At 54.7% G+C, this 15,664-nt stretch carries 16 protein-coding genes; 1 reads left to right on the forward strand and 15 read right to left on the reverse strand.

Going from position 1 to position 15,664, the window contains the following annotated elements; all coding sequences use genetic code 11:
* Positions 1-85: 85 nt before the first annotated feature.
* From lipB to leuS, 12 genes are all read right to left on the reverse strand, one after another.
* Positions 86-736 (reverse strand): lipoyl(octanoyl) transferase LipB, encoded by a 651-nt coding sequence (gene lipB / locus LBW88_RS00210; RefSeq protein WP_224930138.1) that lies wholly within the window; start codon positions 734-736, stop codon positions 86-88.
* A gap of 69 nt (positions 737-805) precedes the next feature.
* The gene (ybeD, locus tag LBW88_RS00215) at positions 806-1,069 is read right to left on the reverse strand and encodes a DUF493 family protein YbeD (RefSeq protein WP_034829045.1); all 264 of its coding nucleotides are present in this window, start codon (positions 1,067-1,069) and stop codon (positions 806-808) included.
* A gap of 160 nt (positions 1,070-1,229) precedes the next feature.
* Positions 1,230-2,441, reverse strand: a complete 1,212-nt coding sequence (gene dacA / locus LBW88_RS00220) for a D-alanyl-D-alanine carboxypeptidase DacA (protein ID WP_034829047.1) — start codon at positions 2,439-2,441, stop codon at positions 1,230-1,232.
* Positions 2,442-2,563: 122 nt separating this feature from the next.
* On the reverse strand, positions 2,564-3,673 hold the full coding sequence (gene rlpA / locus LBW88_RS00225) for an endolytic peptidoglycan transglycosylase RlpA (RefSeq protein WP_224930135.1): 1,110 nt from the start codon (positions 3,671-3,673) through the stop codon (positions 2,564-2,566).
* 10 nt (positions 3,674-3,683) lie between these two features.
* Positions 3,684-4,796, reverse strand: coding sequence for a peptidoglycan glycosyltransferase MrdB (gene mrdB, locus LBW88_RS00230; protein ID WP_038650220.1), 1,113 nt, complete (start codon positions 4,794-4,796; stop codon positions 3,684-3,686).
* Positions 4,797-4,804: 8 nt separating this feature from the next.
* On the reverse strand, positions 4,805-6,709 hold the full coding sequence (mrdA, locus tag LBW88_RS00235) for a peptidoglycan DD-transpeptidase MrdA (protein WP_224930132.1): 1,905 nt from the start codon (positions 6,707-6,709) through the stop codon (positions 4,805-4,807).
* Between the two features lie 34 nt (positions 6,710-6,743).
* Positions 6,744-7,214 carry a 23S rRNA (pseudouridine(1915)-N(3))-methyltransferase RlmH gene (rlmH, locus tag LBW88_RS00240; protein ID WP_034829053.1) on the reverse strand — a complete coding sequence of 157 codons (471 nt, stop codon included), beginning with the start codon at positions 7,212-7,214 and terminating at the stop codon, positions 6,744-6,746.
* Between the two features lie 3 nt (positions 7,215-7,217).
* The gene (rsfS, locus tag LBW88_RS00245; RefSeq protein WP_038648315.1) at positions 7,218-7,535 is read right to left on the reverse strand and encodes a ribosome silencing factor; all 318 of its coding nucleotides are present in this window, start codon (positions 7,533-7,535) and stop codon (positions 7,218-7,220) included.
* Between the two features lie 91 nt (positions 7,536-7,626).
* Positions 7,627-8,271: a nicotinate-nucleotide adenylyltransferase gene (gene nadD, locus LBW88_RS00250; RefSeq protein WP_224930129.1), complete on the reverse strand. Its 645-nt coding sequence runs from the start codon at positions 8,269-8,271 to the stop codon at positions 7,627-7,629.
* Positions 8,264-9,295, reverse strand: coding sequence for a DNA polymerase III subunit delta (gene holA, locus LBW88_RS00255; RefSeq protein ID WP_224930126.1), 1,032 nt, complete (start codon positions 9,293-9,295; stop codon positions 8,264-8,266). The genes nadD and holA overlap by 8 nt, the downstream gene beginning before the upstream one ends.
* Entirely contained in the window at positions 9,292-9,891 is a 600-nt protein-coding gene (gene lptE, locus LBW88_RS00260; RefSeq protein WP_224930123.1) for an LPS assembly lipoprotein LptE, read from the reverse strand. Before lptE ends, holA begins: the two co-directional genes overlap by 4 nt.
* A 14-nt stretch (positions 9,892-9,905) precedes the next feature.
* Positions 9,906-12,488, reverse strand: a complete 2,583-nt coding sequence (gene leuS / locus LBW88_RS00265) for a leucine--tRNA ligase (protein WP_224930120.1) — start codon at positions 12,486-12,488, stop codon at positions 9,906-9,908.
* Between the two features lie 342 nt (positions 12,489-12,830).
* On the opposite strand from leuS, the gene LBW88_RS00270 reads away from it, so the two are divergent.
* Positions 12,831-13,313 (forward strand): zinc ribbon-containing protein, encoded by a 483-nt coding sequence (locus tag LBW88_RS00270; RefSeq protein WP_224930117.1) that lies wholly within the window; start codon positions 12,831-12,833, stop codon positions 13,311-13,313.
* 95 nt (positions 13,314-13,408) lie between these two features.
* On the opposite strand, the gene LBW88_RS00275 is transcribed toward LBW88_RS00270, so the two are convergent.
* Genes LBW88_RS00275 through LBW88_RS00285 form a run of 3 tightly spaced genes read right to left on the reverse strand, consistent with a single transcriptional unit; the run spans position 13,409 to position 15,552 of the window.
* On the reverse strand, positions 13,409-14,134 hold the full coding sequence (locus LBW88_RS00275; protein ID WP_038648298.1) for an amino acid ABC transporter ATP-binding protein: 726 nt from the start codon (positions 14,132-14,134) through the stop codon (positions 13,409-13,411).
* A complete protein-coding gene (gltK, locus tag LBW88_RS00280) occupies positions 14,135-14,812 on the reverse strand; it encodes a glutamate/aspartate ABC transporter permease GltK (protein WP_224930115.1) in 678 nt (225 codons plus the stop codon).
* Positions 14,812-15,552 (reverse strand): amino acid ABC transporter permease, encoded by a 741-nt coding sequence (locus LBW88_RS00285; protein ID WP_224930112.1) that lies wholly within the window; start codon positions 15,550-15,552, stop codon positions 14,812-14,814. The genes gltK and LBW88_RS00285 overlap by 1 nt, the downstream gene beginning before the upstream one ends.
* Positions 15,553-15,664: the final 112 nt, after the last annotated feature.

Consider the following 15,664-nt stretch of genomic DNA (forward strand, 5'->3'; position numbering starts at 1 on the left):
AAATTATATCATTTCGTCTGCGCATAAGCAGCCGATATGCGAGCGCTAAAGTTACAATTTTGTAAATGAGCACAGACAGTCAAGGTCAGACCGCGGCTTCATTTTGCCATTCCAGTTGGCTAAAGCCGGTTAAACGGGCGAAATGTTCCACTAAACGTGGCTGCACATCAGCAGGTGTCACGCCTGGCTGCTTTTCGCTGAGCTGTGTCATACGCATCCCGGCATAGCCGCAGGGGTTGATGCGCAGGAAGGGGGCCAGATCCATCGCCACGTTCAGTGCCAGACCGTGGAAGGAGCACCCTTTACGGATGCGTAATCCCAATGAGCACACTTTGTCATTGCCGATATACACGCCGGGTGCGTCAGCACGTGCGCGCGCAGCGATACCATAATCCGCCAGGGTGGCGATCACGGTTTCCTCCAGCGCGGTGACCAGCTCTCTGACGCCGATTTTATGACGCTTAATATCAATCAAAACGTACATCACCTGTTGCCCTGGCCCGTGATAGGTCACCTGACCGCCACGATCGCTCTGTACCACCGGAATATCGCCCGGCATCAGCAGATGTTCGGCTTTGCCTGCCTGGCCCTGGGTAAACACCGGATGATGTTCCACCAGCCAGATTTCATCGGCGGTATTGCTGTCACGTTGATCGGTAAACTGATGCATCGCATCGGAGACAGGCTGCCAGTCGCGCTGGCCCAGTTGACGAACAAGAAGCGTGTTAGCTGACAAAGCGGAGATCCGGTAGAGAGTGAAGGGCTGAGTATAACGCTGGCAAAGCCGCCTTTGCCAGCGCGGGGATTACAGAACCATGCGCACGATATCGATGTTACCCAGTTCTTCGTACAGGGTTTCTACCTGTTCGATATGGGTGGCGGTAATGGTGATTGAAACCGAATGGTAGTTACCTTTGCTGCTCGGTTTCACTGCCGGGGTATAGTCGCCGGGTGCATGGCGCTGCACCACTTCAACCACTTGATCAACCAGCTCCGGTTGCGCCAGACCCATTACTTTATAGGTGAAGGGGGTAGGGAATTCGAGCAGTTCATTCAGTTTGGTTTTCATGTTGGCTCCGGTGCTTAAAATTGAGAAGAGCAGCCCGCAGGCCGCCCCTACTACAGGTGGTGCATAAAAAATCGATAAGGGAGGCTTTCCAGCCTCCCCTATACGTTTGAAACGGGGGTTTCTAATTATATGGTATCAGACAGACGATTTTTCAAGCGTCTTAGCCAAACCAGTGATGGAACATCAGTTTGATGTAATCAATGATACGGCTGAAGAACCCGCCTTCCTGCACTTCGTTCAGCACCACCAGCGGGCGCTGTTCAATGGTTTTGCCATCCAGCTGGAAGTTGATGCTGCCGACAACCTGATTTTTCTGCAGCGGGGCATGCAGTTCGGTATTGGTCAGCACGTAGCTGGCTTTCAGGTCTTTCATACGGCCGCGTGGAATGGTCAGGTAGGCATCTTTTTCAACGCCAAGCTGGACGCGATCGCTGTTGCCAAACCATACCGGCTCAGAGGCAAACTCTTTACCTGCTTTCAATGGCGCCACGGTCTCGAAGAAACGGAAGCCCCAGGTCAGCAGTTTTTTGCTTTCGGTTTCACGACCTTTATAGGTGTGACCGCCCATGACAGCAGAGATCAGACGCATCTGTCCTTCAGTCGCAGAAGCCACCAGGTTGTAACCTGCCGCGTCAGTGTGACCGGTTTTGATGCCGTCCACGTTCAGGCTGGTATCCCACAGCAGACCATTACGGTTCATCTGTTTGATATTGTTGAAGGTGAACTCTTTTTCACGGTAGACCGAATATTCGTCCGGCACATCACGAATCAGTGCCTGACCGATCAGCGCCATATCACGCGCGGAGCTGTACTGGCCTTCAGCATCCAGACCGTGCACCGTCTGGAAGTGAGTGTTTTTCAGACCCAACGCGCCAACGTAGTTGTTCATCAGGCTAACAAATGCATCCTGACTGCCGGCAACGTAATCGGCCATCGCTACACAGGCATCATTCCCTGACTGCAGCACGATACCGCGCGTCAGCTGAGAAACCGGTACGCGATCGCCTGGCTTCAGGAACATCAGTGAAGAGCCTTTGAACACCGGATTACCGGTTGCCCATGCATCTTTACCTACGGTGACGATGTCGTCGTTATGGATTTTGCCCGCTTTGACCGCCTGACCAATCACGTAACTGGTCATCATTTTGGTCAGGCTGGCTGGATCACGGCGTGCATCGGCGTTCTTTTCAGCCAGGACTTTGCCGGAGTTGGCATCGATCAGCACATAAGCTTCAGCATCGATTTCCGGGACGCCCGGGATCATCGTCTTAAGGTTAACATCGTCCGCAAAGGCGGCATGGCTGAGAGAAAGGGCGACCAGTGATCCCACTGTCAGGCGTTTCAGAAAACGAGAGGGTTTCAGCGTATTCATGTTAAGGACTACAACATCCGTGGGCTAAGAGTGAAAAAAGTGCCTTACTATAGCAAACGCCCGATCGGGCGACATCTTGCTTTGCAAATCAGTTTCAGCAGTAAAGGTAACTGCCCGTGACATTAAGGACGGGCAGTAGTAATAAATGAGCTCATCTGTGCTTCAGTGGTCAGACGCTGTTGTAACGCAGCGGCTTCCGCCCGACTGCTGTAACCGCCGAGTTGAATACGATAAACATTGCCATTGGCTTCCACGTTACCCGGCACGCCAAAACGTTTACCCAGGCTGGTCGCCAGTTGACGGGCGCGCGCCGCATCATTGACTGCACCGACCTGCACCACGTAACCACCGGCGGCATGTGCACTCTGACTGACTGGTGCAGTACTGGCTGGAGCAGAAGCCGGTGCCGCGACAGGTGCAGCAGACGTTGCCTGCACAGGCGCAGCTGTCGGTTCACTGCCTTCCAGCACGCCGTTAGCTAAAGGCTGAGGCGCGCCGAGGAAACCGCTGCTCTGCACCGGCGCACCGAGGCCACCGTTACTCTGCAGGGTGCTGTTATCCACTGCGCGAACATCCTGTGGCGCAGGGGCTGGCGTGGTATTGGCGCTACTGCCGCCCATCATCACCATGCCGCCGTTAAGGTCTGGGCGCGCGGGCAGGGCGTAGCTCTGCTTCGCCACCGTGGTACCAATGGTGCCGGGGCCGGAAACAGAACCATCCGGTGCGACTTTGATGTAATCCACGCGAACACGCGAATTATTCGAGATATTCAAACGGTCGCCTGCCGCGCGAGACAGGTCAATGATGCGGCCGGGGGTATACGGGCCACGGTCATTAACACGCACCACGATCTGGCGACCATTGGCGAGGTTAGTGACGCGCACATAACTTGGCAGTGGCAAAGTAGGGTGCGCTGCCGTCATGGCTTCCGGATCGTAGGATTCGCCAATCGCCGTGCGATTGCCTTGCGCTTCTGCACCGTACCAGGTGGCCAGTCCAACTTCGCTGTAATTCGAAGGATCTTTGATCACGCGATAATTTTTACCATTAACGCTGTAATCCTGGCTGGTAGAAGGATTGATCGGTTCATAGCGCGGTTCAACGCCCGGGATTTCCACCACCGGGCCATTATAGGCCGGCTGTGGTGGCGCAGTATTATTCTGCTGTTCCGGTGCGGAACAGGCAGCCAGTACCAATGATGCCAGTGCAACCCCAAGCCAATCCTTACGCATGTGCAGCCTCTTAAACGCTTTTAGATAACATTTTTCGATGAGTATGGATCGACATCACGATGCCAAATCCGGCCATTAAGACAATCAACGCCGATCCGCCATAGCTCACCAGCGGCAGCGGAACACCGACCACGGGTAAGATACCACTTACCATACCAATGTTAACGAAAACATAGACGAATAAAATCAACATCAAACCACCGGCCATCACGCGACCAAAGGTCGTTTGCGCGCGCGCCGCAACAATCAGGCCGCGCAAAATCAGCAGCAGATACAGCACCAGCAAGACTAATACGCCGACCAGGCCGAGTTCTTCTGCAAGTACCGCAAAGATAAAGTCGGTGTGACGCTCGGGTAAAAACTCCAGCTGTGACTGGGTGCCATGCAACCAGCCTTTGCCACGCAGGCCACCCGAACCTATCGCAATCTTGGACTGAATAATGTGATAACCGGCACCGAGCGGGTCACTCTCTGGATCGAGCAGCATCATCACGCGGTCGCGTTGATAATCATGCATCAGGAAGAACCACAGCACCGGGATAAAGGCCGCCACCAGCAGCACCGCCACGGCGATCAGCTTCCAGCTCATCCCCGACAGGAACAGCACAAACAGGCCGGATGCCGCGATCAGAATCGAGGTGCCGAGGTCTGGCTGGGCTGCCACTAACAGCGTCGGCATGAAGATCAGCACCAGCGCAATACCGGTGTTTTTCAGCGTTGGCGGACAGACATCACGGTTAATAAACCGCGCGACCATCAGCGGAACCGCAATTTTGGCTATTTCGGAGGGCTGAAAGCGCACGAAGCCGAGATCCAGCCAGCGCTGTGCGCCTTTACTGATATGACCGAAAGCATCTACCGCGACAAGCAAGATGACGCAGACGATATAGAGATAGGGCGCCCAGCTTTCATAGACGCGCGGTGGCACTTGCGCCATCACCAGCATAATGATGACACCCATGGCAATCTGACCTAGCTTGCGCTCCATCATGCCTGGATCCTGACCGCTGGCGCTCCAGATAACGATGGCGCTGTAAGCCAGCAACGCAAGGATAATCAGCATAAACAGGGGGTCGATATGGATACGCGTCCAGATCGATCTTTTCTGCGGGCTATCGTTCATGGACATCTTTATTCACCTTCGTAGCCAGGCGGCGTCGGTGCAGCTTCAGGCAGCACGGTATTGTTGTCGCCTAACATTATGTGGTCGAGAATCTGGCGCATCACCGTACCCACTGCAGGGCCGGCACCGCCGTTCTCCAGAATCATGGTCACGGCGACGCGCGGTTTGTCGTAAGGCGCGAAAGCTGTCATCAATTTATGGTCACGCAAGCGTTCGGCAATTTTATGCGCGTTATAGGTTTCGTTCTCTTTCAGACCGAACACCTGCGCAGTACCGGATTTCGCGGCGATTTTGTAAGGCGCATCAGCAAAGCTCTTGTGCGCCGTACCGTTAGCGCGGTTGGCCACGCCGTACATACCATCTTTGGCGATTTCCCAGTATCCCGAGTGGATGTCGCCAATCGGTGCATCTGGCGGCTGGCGATAAGGCACCATGGCCTGGCCTTCACGGGTGGCGCGCAGTAAATGCGGCACTTTGATGATGCCGTCATTGATCAGAATCATCATGGCTTTGTTCATTTGTATCGGGGTTGCGGTCCAGTAACCCTGACCAATGCCCACCGGAATGGTGTCACCCTGATACCACGGCTTCTTAAAGCGCTTCAGTTTCCATTCACGCGTTGGCATGTTGCCGGGACTTTCCTGCGGCAAATCGATGCCGGTGCGATGGCCATAGCCAAATTTGGTCATCCATTCGGACAGGCGATCAATGCCCATGTCGTAGGCGACCTGATAGAAGAAGGTATCGGCAGATTCTTCCAGCGATTTGGTGACATTTAAACGCCCGTGTCCCCATTTTTTCCAGTCGCGGTAGCGCTTTTCCGAACCGGGCAACTGCCACCAGCCGGGATCAAACAGGCTGGTATTGCGGTTAATCACGCCTGCGCTTAGGGCGGAGACGGCAACATAAGGTTTCACCGTTGAGGCGGGCGGGTAGGATGCCTGTAACGCGCGGTTATACAGTGGACGGTTCTCATCACTCAGCAGGGCTTTGTAATCCTTGGTGGAGATACCATCGACAAACAAATTGGGGTCGTAGCTGGGGTTGGACACCAGCGCCAGAATTTCACCGGTGCGCGGATCGCTTACCACCACTGCCGCACGACTGCCGGTCAACAGGGTTTCGATGTACTGCTGCAGTTTCAGGTCAACGGTCAGATAGATATCGCGACCGGCCTGCGGAGATTGCTCATGCAACTGGCGGATCACCCGACCGCGGTTGTTAACTTCAACCTCTTCATAGCCGGTTTTGCCATGCAGCACATCTTCGTAATAGTTTTCGATACCCAGCTTGCCGATATCATGCGTTGCCGCATAGTTTGGCCATTTACCTTCATCATCGAGGCGTTTAACGTCGCGGTCGTTAATTTTTGAGACGTAGCCCACCACGTGCGTCAGCGTCTGGCCATAAGGGTAATAGCGGCGTTGATAACCCTTTACTTCCACGCCGGGGAAACGGTACTGATTGACGGCGAAACGCGCCACCTGCACTTCGTTGAGCGCGGTTTTAACCGGAATGGAGGTGAAGCGGCGTGAGCGCTTACGCTCTTTTTCAAAGGCGTCGAGATCGTCGTCAGTGAGATCCAGAATTGGGCGCAGGTCCTGCAGCGTCTGCTTCAGGTCATCAACTTTTTCGGGTACCAGTTCGGCCTGATAAATGGTGCGGTTCAGCGCCAGCGGGACGCCGTTGCGATCAAAGATGATGCCGCGGCTGGGTGCCACGGGCACCAGCTTGATGCGGTTCTCATTTGAACGAGTGCTGTAATCGTCGAATCGCAGGATTTGCAGATGATAGAGGTTGACCACCAGCACGCTGGAGAGCAGGAAGATGCCAACAAAAGCCACCAAAGCCCGGCGGACGAAGAGTTTCTGTTCGGCAGTGTAATCGCGAAAGGCGTTGCTCTGTAATTTCATCCGCTGCGTTTATTGTCTGGAGGTTGTCAGGCGTTTATTCACGGTGATAAGGATGATTCGTGGTGATGCTCCAGGCACGATACAGGCTTTCTGCAACCAGCACACGCACCAGCGGATGTGGCAGCGTCAACGTGGACAGCGACCAGCTCTGCTCGGCAGCCGCTTTGCATGCCGGTGCCAGTCCTTCCGGACCGCCAATTAACAAGCTGACATCGCGGCCATCCTGTTTCCAGCGCTCAAGCTGTTGCGCCAGCTGTGGGGTTTCCCACGGCTGCCCTGGAATATCCAGCGTGACGATGCGATTGCCTTTACCGACAGCCGCTAACATCGCTTCACCCTCTTTTTCCAGGATGCGCTTGATGTCAGCGTTCTTGCCACGTTTACCCGCGGACACTTCGGTCAGTTCAAACGGCATATCCTTGGGGAAGCGGCGCAGATACTCCATGAAACCGGTCTGAACCCAGTCGGGCATTTTGGTGCCGACGGCGACAAGCTGCAGTTTCAAGGCTTAGCTCCAGAGCTTTTCCAGCTCATACAGCTGGCGGCTCTCTTCCTGCATCACGTGTACGATCACTTCGCCGAGATCAACCACCACCCAATCAGCGGCAGCTTTACCATCGACGCCCAGCGGTTTCAAACCCGCGGCACGGGATTCCTGCACCACGTGATCGGCGATCGAGACAACGTGACGCGTCGACGTGCCGGTGCAGATGATCATGCAATCGGTGATACTTGATTTGCCCTGAACATCAACAGCAATGATGTCCTGGCCTTTGATATCATCAATCTTATCAATAACGAAATCTTGGAGTGCTTTACCTTGCAAAAGGTTCCCCTTAAAAACAGGTGATTACGAGCAGGCTGAACGCCCGGAAAACATAGCCTAAAATGAAGCGGCGCAGTATAGCACGCAACGATCAACCGCGATATAAGCCAGCGCGATCGATATAATCGATAACTTCGTCGGGCAGTAGATCGGTGCAGGATTGCCCCTGGTGACGACGCTGGCGTATTTCCGTGGCGGAGATGTCAAACAGCGGCGTATCCGCCAGCCAGATACGGCCTGCCGGTGAATGATGCAACTGTTCTGCGTGCTGCGCCCGATGCACATCCAGCCATTGCTGCATCTCAGGTGTTTCCATCTGCATCGCATAGCCTGGCCGTTGGCACACCAACAGATGGCACAGAGAGAGGAGATCCTGCCAGCGATGCCATTTGGCTAACGTTAGCAGAGAATCTTGTCCGATGATAAACCCGAGGGGCTGTTCTGCGCCGCGTTCCGCACGCAATGCTTCAAGGGTTGCGACCGTCCATGACGGCGTATCCCGCTCCAGCTCACGCGTATCAATATCAAACAGTGGGCGGGTCGCAATCGCACAGCGCAGCATCTCCACGCGTTGCCGGGCGCTGGCTTCGGGCTGTGGGCGATGTGGTGGCACGTTATTCGGTAGCAGCGTGACCTTTTTCAGCCCAACCTGCTGCGCCAGTGCTTCCACCGGGCGCAGATGCCCAAAGTGGATTGGGTCGAAGGTGCCGCCGAACAGCGCGTAGAGTTTAGACATCAGTAAAGCTTAGGGGAAAATCGCGGTGGCATAGCAGCAGCGACAATGTCTCGAGCTGCGGCCAAAGATTCTGACCGTAGTCCTGCTTCATGGTCAGTTCCAGTTCGGCGAGCAGATGCACGGCGCGTTGCAGACGGCGTGCATCAAGGCGTTGTAGCGCATCAGTAAACAGCGCGCGACGGTTCTGCCAGATGCGTTGTTGATCCATCAGCGTACGCAGACCCTGTTTGGCCTGATTGCGCTGCAAATGCAGCAGCGTTAGTAAATCACGTTGCAGAGTACGCAGCAAAATCACCACTTCAGCGTCTTCTTTTTCCAGCTGATGCAGAATATGTAGGGCGCGCTTACTTTTGCCCGCCAGCAGGGCATCTACCCAGTGGAATGGCGTAAAGTGTGCAGCGTCATTCACCGCGTCTTCAACGCGGGGCAGGGTGAGTTTGCCATCTGGCCACAGCAGTGACAGACGTTCCAGCGCCTGTGCCAGCGCCAGCAGATTGCCTTCATAGCAGTAGCACAGCAGCTGAATCGCTGCGTCATCAACACTCAACTTCATGGCTTTGGCGCGGCTGGCAACCCAACGTGGCAACTGCGCTTGTTCGGGCGTCTGGCAGGGGACCAGCACGGCATGGGCGCTGAGCGCTTTAAACCAGGCGCTGTTTTCCTGCGCTTTGGTCAATTTTGCCATGCGCAGCACCAGCAGGATATCGCTGTGCAGCAGGCTGGCGAGTTTAACCAGTTGCTCGGCCATCGCCGCATTGGCACCGTTTTCCGGCAGTTGCAGGGTTAAGGTCTGGCGCTGAGTGAACAGGCTGAGTGCCTGACAGCTGGTAAAGATCGCATCCCAGTCGGTTTGCGCATCGAGAGTGACACTGAAGTGTTCTTCAAAGCCTTGAGAAGCGGAAACCGTACGAATGGCATCCGCACTTTCCTGAATCAGCAGCGGTTCATTGCCGGTCAGAAAATAACAGGCGCGCAGCCCCTCACGAAGCTGCGCGCTCAGTTGTTCAGGATAAATCCTGATCATTGCAGACTGGTTGCTGACGAAGACGACACTTCTGGTGAATTCTCACCCGGTGCGATGATCTCCGGCTGTGGCAATGTGTCTTTGTTGCTTTCCTGCGCGGCATGAACCGTTAACAGCTTACGCACCAGTTGCTCGGCGGCACGTTGACGCATTTCCTGCACGATCATGTCCTGCTCGGCATCCTTCGCCAGTGCGGCATTCGGGTTGTCGAAGAAAGAACGGTACACGGTGGTGCTGATCGGGTAGATGCCTTTGCCCGGAATCAGAACCTGCGCGGTCACTGTCATCACCAGTGAATACTCAGCAGTGGTACCGCTGATAAACACCGATGCAGTATCACGCCCCTGCATCTCTGCGCCTAAACGCAGAGTTGGGTATATGGCGCTGGCCTTTTTGCTGTCATCAACGATGGTGACATCATTGATACGCAGCTGCTGGCGCACGGTGCGCGCCAGTGGACCATAGGGGTCGCCACTTTGAACAATCAGCGTTTTCATCTCGTTTGGCACCATGGTGGTGCCGCGCGGGTGAAAACCACAGCCTGCAGTGATCATCACCGCAAGCAGGACAAACAGCCTGATAATCAGTTGTCGCACAGTTCCTCCTGAACTTAACCTACGACCAGGTTAAGCAGTTTGCCAGGGACATAAATCACTTTACGAAGTGTGACGCCTTCCAGATATTTCGCCACAATATGCTCCTGCGCAGCACGCGCCTGAACCTGCTCCTGCGTAGCATCCGGCGCAACGGTAATTTTGCCGCGCACTTTGCCATTCACCTGCACAACGACCAGCAGTGAATCTTCTACCATGGCGGATTCATCCGCAACCGGCCAGCTGGCTTCATCTACGTTACCTTCTCCGCCCAGCGCTTGCCACAGAACATAGCTGGCGTGCGGCGTGAACGGATACAGCAGACGGACAACCGCCACCAGCGCTTCCTGCATCAGAGCGCGATCTTGCTCGCTCTCCTGCGGGGCTCGGGTCAGTTTGTTCATCAACTCCATAATGGCTGCGATAGCGGTATTGAAGGTCTGGCGACGACCGACATCATCAGCGACTTTGGCGATGGTTTTGTGCAGATCGCGACGCAGCGCTTTCTGATCGTCGTTCAGTGTATTGAGGTCCAGCGCAACGGTGGCACCTTTCGCCACGTGTTCGTAGGCCAGTTTCCACACACGCTTCAGGAAGCGGTTCGCACCTTCAACGCCAGATTCCTGCCATTCCAGCGTCATTTCGGCTGGTGAAGCAAACATCATGAACAGACGCACGGTATCAGCACCGTAACGTTCAACCATCAGCTGTGGATCGATGCCGTTGTTTTTTGACTTCGACATCTTGCTCATGCCGGCATAAACCACTTCACGGCCCGCGTTATCGACAGCCTTGGTGATGCGGCCTTTATCATCGCGCTCAACGGTAACATCAACCGGAGAAACCCAGTTACGCTCGCCGCTGGTACCGGTGTAATAGAACGCATCGGCCAGTACCATGCCCTGACACAGCAGACGTTTGGCTGGCTCATCAGAGTTCACCAGGCCCGCATCGCGCAGCAGCTTGTGATAGAAGCGGAAATACATCAGGTGCATGATGGCGTGTTCAATACCACCCACATACTGATCGACCGGCAGCCAGTAGTTTGCTGCGGCCGGATCCAGCATGCCTTCGTTATAGTTAGCGCAGGTGTAACGCGCGTAGTACCAGGACGACTCCATAAAGGTGTCGAAGGTATCGGTCTCGCGCAGCGCAGGCTGGCCGTTGACCGTGGTTTTCGCCCACTCAGGATCGGCTTTGATTGGGCTGGTGATACCATCCATGACGACATCTTCCGGCAGAATCACCGGCAGCTGATCTTCTGGTGTTGGCATCACAGTGCCGTCTTCCAGCGTCACCATTGGAATTGGTGCACCCCAGTAACGCTGACGGGATACACCCCAGTCGCGCAGACGATAGTTCACTTTACGCACGCCGACGCCTTTCGCGGCCAGCGCATCAGCAATGGCGTTGAAGCCTGCCTGATGATCCAGCCCGTTGAACTCACCAGAGTTGAACAGCGCGCCTTTGTCGGTCATCGCCGCTTCGCTCAGATCAGGCGTTGAACCATCCAGATTCAGGATCACTGGCTTGATGTTCAGGTTGTACTTGGTGGCGAACTCCCAGTCACGCTGGTCGTGGCCTGGAACCGCCATCACTGCGCCGGTGCCGTATTCCATCAGGACAAAGTTAGCGACCCAGACTGGGATCTCTTCGCCCGTCAGCGGATGGATAGCAAACAGGCCGGTGGCCATGCCTTTCTTCTCCATCGTCGCCATATCTGCTTCAGCCACTTTGGTGGTGCTGCATTCAGCGATAAAGTCAGACAGCGCAGGGTTGCTGGCCGCAGCCTGACGCGCCAGCGGGTGACCGGCTGCCACAGCAACGTAGGTCGCACCGAGGAAGGTGTCAGGACGCGTGGTATATACGGTCAATTTCTCTTCGCTGTACGCCACATCAAAGGTGATTTCCACGCCTTCAGAACGGCCAATCCAGTTACGCTGCATGGTCTTGACCGTTTCAGGCCAGTCTTCCAGCTTATCCAGATCGTTCAGCAGTTCTTCCGCATAAGCGGTGATTTTCACGAACCACTGTGGAATCTCTTTGCGCTCAACTTTGGTGTCGCAGCGCCAGCAGCAGCCGTCGATAACCTGTTCGTTGGCCAGCACGGTTTGGTCGTGTGGACACCAGTTCACCGCCGAGGTCTTTTTATAGACCATGCCTTTTTCGTACAACTTAGTGAAGAACCACTGCTCCCAGCGATAGTACTCTGGCTGGCAGGTGGCCAATTCACGGCTCCAGTCATAGCCAAAGCCCAGCAGTTTGAGCTGGTTCTTCATGTATTCGATGTTGTCATAAGTCCATGGCGCAGGTGCGGTGTTATTTTTTACCGCAGCGCCTTCAGCTGGCAGACCAAACGCATCCCAGCCAATCGGCTGCAGGACGTTTTTACCCAGCATGCGCTGATAACGCGCAATCACATCGCCAATGGTGTAGTTACGCACGTGGCCCATGTGTAGACGGCCAGAAGGATAGGGCAGCATGGAAAGGCAGTAGTATTTCTCTTTGCCTTCCTGCTCGGTCACTTTAAAGGTTTCGTTTTCGTCCCAGTGCTGTTGGACGCGGGATTCTATCTCTTCCGGGCGGTATTGCTCTTGCATGGCTGCCTGTGGTCCTTTATGAAAATCGTTAACCCTGAATATTTCGCGTCACGGGAAGGCGGCAAAGGTGTGAATACACTGGCGCTTACCGAAGTAAGTGACGAAGTGAACACGTGCAGCCAACGCACCTGTGATTTGAAGTATGACGGGTTCGCATACATTTAGATCCGCATAGCATACCCATAAGCCCCTTCCTCAACAACATTTCACGCCCCAGACGGCCGGATTTCTAATCAATGCGCCGCCGCTTTCACCCTTTTGCGATTTACTCCGCTTTCGACACGGCAAATATGACAGAACAGCTAAACTTACTATCAGCTATTCCGCGGAAAGGAGAACAAAATGAATAACGTGGCGCAGGAGTATCGTGCAACGATAGCGGTATTAACCCAACGGCTGGAGCAGGGCGAGCGCGATGTCGATGCGCTGGTCGCCGAGGCGCGGCAGGATTTAGTCGCAAAAAATACGCTGACCTCATCTGAAGTGAATGAGGTGATGCGGGCGGTCAGGCGCGATTTACATGAGTTCGCGCTGAGCTACCAGGAATCCTCAGATGTGCTCGGCGATTCGGTGTTTCTGCGGGTAATCCGCGAAAGCGTGTGGAAAGAGCTGGCGGATATCACCGACAAAAGTCAGCTTGAGTGGCGCGAAGTGTTTCAGGATTTGCGCCATCATGGCGTTTATCAGAGCGGTGAAGTGGTGGGGTTGGGGAATCTGGTGTGTGAGAAGTGTGGATTCACGCGTGCGATTTACACCCCGGAGAGCCTGACGCGTTGCCCGGAATGCGGGCACGATCATTTCCAGCGTCAGCCTTTTGAACCTTAATATTTTCCCATCAGCGCGATGAACCGCGCCGCGACAACCGTGCATTGTTGATGAACAACAGGCACATTGTTGTCGCGGCGCATTTATCACACTAATTAATGCAGGATCTTGGCGAGGAAGTCTTTCGCACGGTCAGACTGCGGATTATTGAAGAAGTCATCCTTATTGGTGTCTTCAACAATTTTCCCTTCGTCCATAAAGATCACGCGATTAGCTACTTTGCGTGCAAAGCCCATTTCATGCGTGACCACCATCATGGTCATGCCTTCGTTCGCCAGCTCAACCATCACGTCCAGTACTTCGTTGATCATTTCTGGGTCGAGCGCTGAGGTCGGTTCATCGAACAACATGGCAATCGGATCCATGCACAACGCACGGGCAATCGCCACGCGCTGCTGCTGGCCGCCAGAAAGCTGTCCAGGGAACTTCTCAGCATGTGCAGCCAGACCAACACGCGTCAGCAGCTTGAGGCCTTTCTCACGTGCAGCGGCTTTATCACGCTTCAACACTTTCACCTGTGCCAGCACCAGATTATCGACAATGCTCAGATGCGGGAACAGTTCGAAGTGCTGGAACACCATGCCGACCTTGCTGCGCAGCTGCGCCAGGTTGGTTTTCTTGTTGTTCACTTCGGTACCGTTAACCTGAATGCTGCCTTCCTGCACCGGTTCCAGACCGTTCACGGTTTTGATCAGCGTAGACTTACCTGAGCCAGACGGACCGCAAACCACCACCACTTCACCTTTTTTCACTTCGGTGGAGCAGTTGGTCAGCACCTGAAAGTGACCATACCACTTAGAAACATTTTTCAGGCTAATCATTTAAACCGTCCTCTTTCTTTTCAGATAGCTAACCAACAGCGAAGCGCTCAGGCTGATCACGAAGTAGACCAGACCGGCAAACAGAACCATTTCAACCTGGGTACCGTCACGTTCGCCAATGGTGGAGGCAGTGCGGAAGAAGTCAGCCAGGCTCAAGACATACACCAGCGAGGTATCCTGGAACAATACGATGCCCTGCGTCAGCAGCAGCGGCACCATGGCGCGGAACGCCTGCGGCAGGATGATCAGTTGCATCGACTGCCAGTGCGTCATACCCAGCGCCAATGCAGCATGAGACTGCCCACGCGAGATACTCTGGATACCGGCACGAATGATTTCCGAGTAGTAGGCCGCTTCAAACAGGGCAAAAGCGATCATGGCAGAAATCAGGCGAATGTCGGTTTTGGGTGACAGTCCCAATACTTGTTGCAGTAATGCGGGCACCACCAGATAGAACCACAGCAGCACCATCACCAGCGGCACCGAGCGGAACAGGTTGACGTACAGCTTGGCGAACCAGCGAATCGGCGCGAACGGCGACAGGCGCATCACGGCCAGAATGGTGCCCCAGACAATGCCGAATACCACCGCAACGGCGGTGATTTTGAAGGTAATGATCAGGCCATTCCACAAATAGGGCAGGCTCGGCGGAATCGAACTCCAGTCAAAATCGTACATTATTTGCCTCCCAGATTGCCGGGCAGGCGAATTTTACGTTCTACCAAACTCATAATCAGCATGATCACCAGGTTGATGCCTACATAAGCCAGGGTGATGGCGGTGAAAGATTCATAGGCGTGTGCCGAATAGTCGAGCAACTTACCGGCCTGCGCCGCCATATCCACCAGACCAATGGTCGAAGCGATGGCCGAGTTTTTCACCAGGTTCAGCATTTCCGAGGTCATCGGCGGCACAATCACGCGGTAGGCATTAGGCAGCAGTACGTAGCGATAGGTTTGCGGTAACGTAAGGCCGACCGCCAGACCCGCATTTTTCTGACCGCGCGGCAGGGATTGAATCGCGGCACGAACCTGTTCACACACGCGGGCTGCAGTAAACAAGCCCAGGCAAATGGTCGAGGAAACAAAGAACTGAATATTAGGATCCAGCTCGGCTTTGAACCACATTCCCAGTTTCTCGCCAACCAGTTCTGGTGCTACCAGATACCAGAAGAAGAACTGGACGATTAGCGGGATATTACGAAACAGTTCCACGTAGCAGGTGCCAATGGTCGACAGCAGTCGATTAGGCACGGTACGCAGAATGCCAAAGAAGGAACCTACCAGGAAGGCGATAATCCAGGCGCAGCAGGAAACCGCAATGGTTACCTGAAATCCGGACCACAGCCAGCCAAGGTAAGTCGTATTGCCGAACGGAGCGGCTTGTAAAAATATGCCCCAGTTCCAATCGATACCCATAACGAGCTCCGGTAAAAAAAGGGTAGCGAGGCTACCCATAAGATTGTTGAGCGGTGTCTTGCTGACTGTTTCAGGGGAACGGCCTGTTACAGTTTGTCTGTCCGCACCGCGT

Source organism: Pantoea sp. alder81, assembly GCF_020179835.1.
Taxonomy (GTDB): domain Bacteria; phylum Pseudomonadota; class Gammaproteobacteria; order Enterobacterales; family Enterobacteriaceae; genus Pantoea.

Coding starts and splice junctions, on each gene's coding strand:
- leuS (WP_224930120.1), bottom strand. CDS start 12,488: ATGCAAGAGCAATACCGCCCGGAAGAGATAGAATCCCGCGTCCAACAG.
- gltK (WP_224930115.1), bottom strand. CDS start 14,812: ATGTACGATTTTGACTGGAGTTCGATTCCGCCGAGCCTGCCCTATTTG.
- holA (WP_224930126.1), bottom strand. CDS start 9,295: ATGATCAGGATTTATCCTGAACAACTGAGCGCGCAGCTTCGTGAGGGG.
- LBW88_RS00285 (WP_224930112.1), bottom strand. CDS start 15,552: ATGGGTATCGATTGGAACTGGGGCATATTTTTACAAGCCGCTCCGTTC.
- ybeD (WP_034829045.1), bottom strand. CDS start 1,069: ATGAAAACCAAACTGAATGAACTGCTCGAATTCCCTACCCCCTTCACC.
- mrdB (WP_038650220.1), bottom strand. CDS start 4,796: ATGAACGATAGCCCGCAGAAAAGATCGATCTGGACGCGTATCCATATC.
- nadD (WP_224930129.1), bottom strand. CDS start 8,271: ATGTCTAAACTCTACGCGCTGTTCGGCGGCACCTTCGACCCAATCCAC.
- dacA (WP_034829047.1), bottom strand. CDS start 2,441: ATGAATACGCTGAAACCCTCTCGTTTTCTGAAACGCCTGACAGTGGGA.
- rlpA (WP_224930135.1), bottom strand. CDS start 3,673: ATGCGTAAGGATTGGCTTGGGGTTGCACTGGCATCATTGGTACTGGCT.
- LBW88_RS00275 (WP_038648298.1), bottom strand. CDS start 14,134: ATGATTAGCCTGAAAAATGTTTCTAAGTGGTATGGTCACTTTCAGGTG.
- LBW88_RS00270 (WP_224930117.1), top strand. CDS start 12,831: ATGAATAACGTGGCGCAGGAGTATCGTGCAACGATAGCGGTATTAACC.
- mrdA (WP_224930132.1), bottom strand. CDS start 6,709: ATGAAATTACAGAGCAACGCCTTTCGCGATTACACTGCCGAACAGAAA.